This window comes from Mesorhizobium sp. M4A.F.Ca.ET.020.02.1.1 (assembly GCF_004022645.1).
Lineage (GTDB): Bacteria > Pseudomonadota > Alphaproteobacteria > Rhizobiales > Rhizobiaceae > Mesorhizobium.
In genome coordinates this window covers 1-3,370 of record NZ_RZOI01000658.1, presented here as the reverse complement: position 1 = coordinate 3,370, position 3,370 = coordinate 1, and the positions used below count along the sequence as shown (strand labels likewise).

Below are 3,370 nucleotides of genomic sequence, written 5' to 3'. Positions count from 1 at the left end.
CCCCGCCGTATAGCCGCCGTCGATCGCAAAGATGCCGCCGCTGGTCCAGGCGGCCTCGTCGCTGCCGAGATAGACGGCAATGCCAGCGAGGTCGCTGGTGCGGCCGATGCGGCCGAGCGGATAGGAGCGCTCGACATAGGCCCTGAGGTCGTCCTGTGCCTGCTGCGGCAGGTTTTCGATCGAGTTGCGCCGCATCGCGGTGTCGATCGTGCCGGGCGCAATCGCGTTGACCCGGATGCCTCGCGGGCCGAGCTCGAAGGCGAGCGACTTGGTCAGCGAGTTCAGCGCGCCCTTGGAGAGCGAGTAAAGGCTGGACGGCCGCTTCGGGATCATCTTGTTGGCGAAATAGGACGAGATGTTGATGATTGAGGCGCCGGCGCCGAGCTGCGGCAGGAGCTGCTGCGTCAGGAAGAAGGCCGCCGTCACGTTGAGCGCGAAGGAATGCTGGAACCGTTCTTCGCTGACCGTCTCGAATGGCACCAGATAAGCGACGCCGGCATTGTTGACGAGGATGTCGAGCGGCCGGCCGGATCCTTTGACCCGGGCAGCCACCGCGTCGATGCCGGCGCTGGTGGCGAGGTCGGCCGACAGCGTTTCTACCGTGGCGTTACCTTTTGCTTCTACCGCCAGCGCGTCCCGCGCGGCCTCTAGCTTGCCGGCATCGCGGCCAACGATCAGCACATCGGCGCCTTCGCGAGCGAAGGCTTCAGAGATTGCCAAGCCGATGCCATCCGAACCGCCGGTGACCAGCGCCCTTTTGCCCTGAAGTCTCATCGCCAGGCTCCCTGCAATGTGCCGCGCAGGGATGCAGCGCCGAATGGCGCGGAGGGTCAACCCGTGGGCCTATCGCCCGGTATGAAACTTACCCGGCCGACGCCATCCCGGCGGGCGCTGTCTGGCGCAGGGCGAGGCGTCCCACGACGTAGTCCTTGACCTGGCGCACCGCCAACTCGCGCGATACGCTGCCCGGCCTCAGGCCAAGCCTAAGCCACAGCCCGTCGATCAGTGCGGTGACGCCGATCACTATCTCGTCGGCCACGTCCGGCGATGTCAGGCCGCGCAAGCCGGACAACAGGTTCGAGCGCATGCGCGCGTGGATGACCTTCTGGATGCGCGCCAGCTTTTCGTCGCGGGGCACCTCGGCACAGAGCGACAGCCAGGCATGGCAGAGCGGCGCCCGGAACAGATGCTCCTCGAAATTGCCTTCGATCACCGCGTCGAGCCGTTCCATCGGCGTCCGCGCTCGCCGGAGCCTGGCGATCACCGCGTGGCAAAGGACCGCATTTGCCTCGCGCATGGCATGCTCGAACAGCTCCTGCTTGCTGCGGAAATAGTGCAGCACGATGCCTTTCGAGGCGCCGGCCTGGGCCGCCACCTTTTCCAGCGTCGCACCGGCAATGCCCTCGCGCTCCAGCACCGCGAAGGCCGCCTGCCGCAACTCCTTGCGGCGTATGTCGCTGAGACGCGTGAGTTTCATCGGATCGATCCATGCATGGCGATTCCATTGTTGACATTTTCGTCCACTTAGATCAACAATTGACCAACGGGACAATAATATGACCAATTGGTCAATCAGAGGAGAGCCGATATGTTGCGAGTGCTTGCGAACGGGGTCTGTCTGGCTGCGTTGATGCTGGGTACCCAGGCGGCCCGAGCGGCCGAGGCCGAGCAGTGCAAGGCGGTCCGCATGGCGGAACCCGGCTGGAACGATCTCGCTTTCACCACAGGGGTCGCCTACGTCCTGCTCCAGGCGCTTGGTTACGAGCCGCAGAGCGAGGTGCTCGGCATCAACGTCATCTACGAGGGCATGAAGAACAGGGACCTCGATTTGTTCCTCGGCTACTGGGACCCGGCGATGGTCACCTACTATGAGCCCTACAAGAAGGACGGCTCGATCGAGAATGTGCGCGTCAATCTGGTCGGCGCCAAATACACCTTCGCCGTGCCGACCTATGTCTGGGACGCCGGCGTCAAGGACCTGTCCGACCTGCACAAATTCGCCGACAAGTTCGGCAAGAAGATGTACGGCATCGAGCCGGGCTCCAACCAGCTGATGATGGACGCTATCGCCGATCCTCAGTTCGGCCTCGACGGCTGGCAGGTGGTCGAGTCGAGCGAAGCTGGCATGCTCTCGGAGGTCGGCTACGAGATCAAGGAGAAGCAATTCATTGTCTTCCAGGGCTGGGCGCCGCATCCCATGAACACGATGTACGACTTCAAGTACCTGACCGGCGGCGACAAGTTCTTCGGCCCTAATTTCGGCGCCGCGACGGTGACAACGCAGGTGCGCAAGGGTTTTCTGCAGGAATGCCCGAATGTGGCGCAGTTCCTGAAGAACCTCGCATTCGACATCGATATGGAGAATGTCGGCATGGGCTACCTGATCAATGACGGCATGAAGCCGGAGGAGGGGGCGTTGAAGTCGATCGCCTTGCACAAAGATCGTCTCGACGCTTGGCTCGCCGGTGTCGCCACTTTCGACGGCAAGCCAGGCCTCGCCGCGGTCAAGGAAAAGCTCGGACTGTGAGGCCGGCAGCTTTGGAGCTGGCGTATCAGGAGGCCGAGCAGGACCCCTGGGCCGGCCGCAAGCAAATCGCCGGTGTCGGCGGTCTCGATCTTGCCTATGTCGAGGTCGCCGGTTCGGAGCCGCCGCTGCTCCTGGTTCATGGCTTCACCGACACCAGCCGCAGTTTTTCGCTGCTGGCGCCGCATCTTTCCGGGCGCCGACTGATCATGCCGGACCTGCGCGGCCACGGCGCCTCACAGGCGGGCGATGGTTATCGCATTGCTGACTTCGCAGAGGACATTGCCGGGCTGATCCGCAGCCTGCGGCTCGATCGGCCGGTCGTCGTCGGCCATTCGCTGGGTGGCATGGTGTCGATGATGCTGGCCGCGCGGCATCCCGAATTGATCGGCGGGCTGGTGATTGTGGCCAGCACGCTGAAGCCCGATTTCGGACGGGATCATCAATTGACCGACAGGGTCGCGGCGTTGCGCGATCCGATTTCGCCAGCCGATCCGTTCTATGACTGGTGGCATGCCTGCCAGCCAGGTGTGCCGCAGGCTTTTCTCGCCGGTCTCGCAAAAGACGCCTCCGCGATTCCCGCGGCGCGCTGGCGCGCCATTCTCGAAGAAGTCCGTCGCGCCGATCTGACCGCCGTGGGGCGAGCCGTGCAGGCGCAGGCGTTGATCATCGCTGGTGTGCGCGATCCGCTTTTCGGCGCGGTGCACCAGCGAGCGCTGGCTCAGGCGCTGGTGGGCTCACGTCTGGTGTGGGCGCAAGATTGCGGTCACAACCCGCATTGGGAGGATCCGGTTTCCATCGCCGACGCGATCTTGGAAATGATGCCGGGCCTGGGCGGGCAATCCC

At 63.9% G+C, this 3,370-nt stretch carries 4 protein-coding genes; 2 read left to right on the top strand and 2 right to left on the bottom strand.

Going from position 1 to position 3,370, the window contains the following annotated elements; all coding sequences use genetic code 11:
• Window positions 1-774: SDR family oxidoreductase (locus EN742_RS28725; protein WP_127407029.1), on the bottom strand; the 774-nt coding region annotated here is incomplete at its 3' end.
• Window positions 775-862: 88 nt separating this feature from the next.
• On the bottom strand, window positions 863-1,477 hold the full coding sequence (gene betI, locus EN742_RS28720; RefSeq protein ID WP_127407030.1) for a transcriptional regulator BetI: 615 nt from the start codon (window positions 1,475-1,477) through the stop codon (window positions 863-865).
• A gap of 111 nt (window positions 1,478-1,588) precedes the next feature.
• Between betI and choX the strand changes: the two genes are divergently transcribed.
• Both choX and EN742_RS28710 read left to right on the top strand, forming a co-directional pair.
• Entirely contained in the window at window positions 1,589-2,527 is a 939-nt protein-coding gene (gene choX, locus EN742_RS28715; RefSeq protein WP_126055154.1) for a choline ABC transporter substrate-binding protein, read from the top strand.
• 11 nt (window positions 2,528-2,538) lie between these two features.
• Window positions 2,539-3,370, top strand: an 832-nt coding sequence (locus EN742_RS28710) for an alpha/beta hydrolase (protein WP_245492418.1), incomplete at its 3' end; no start/stop codon positions are given.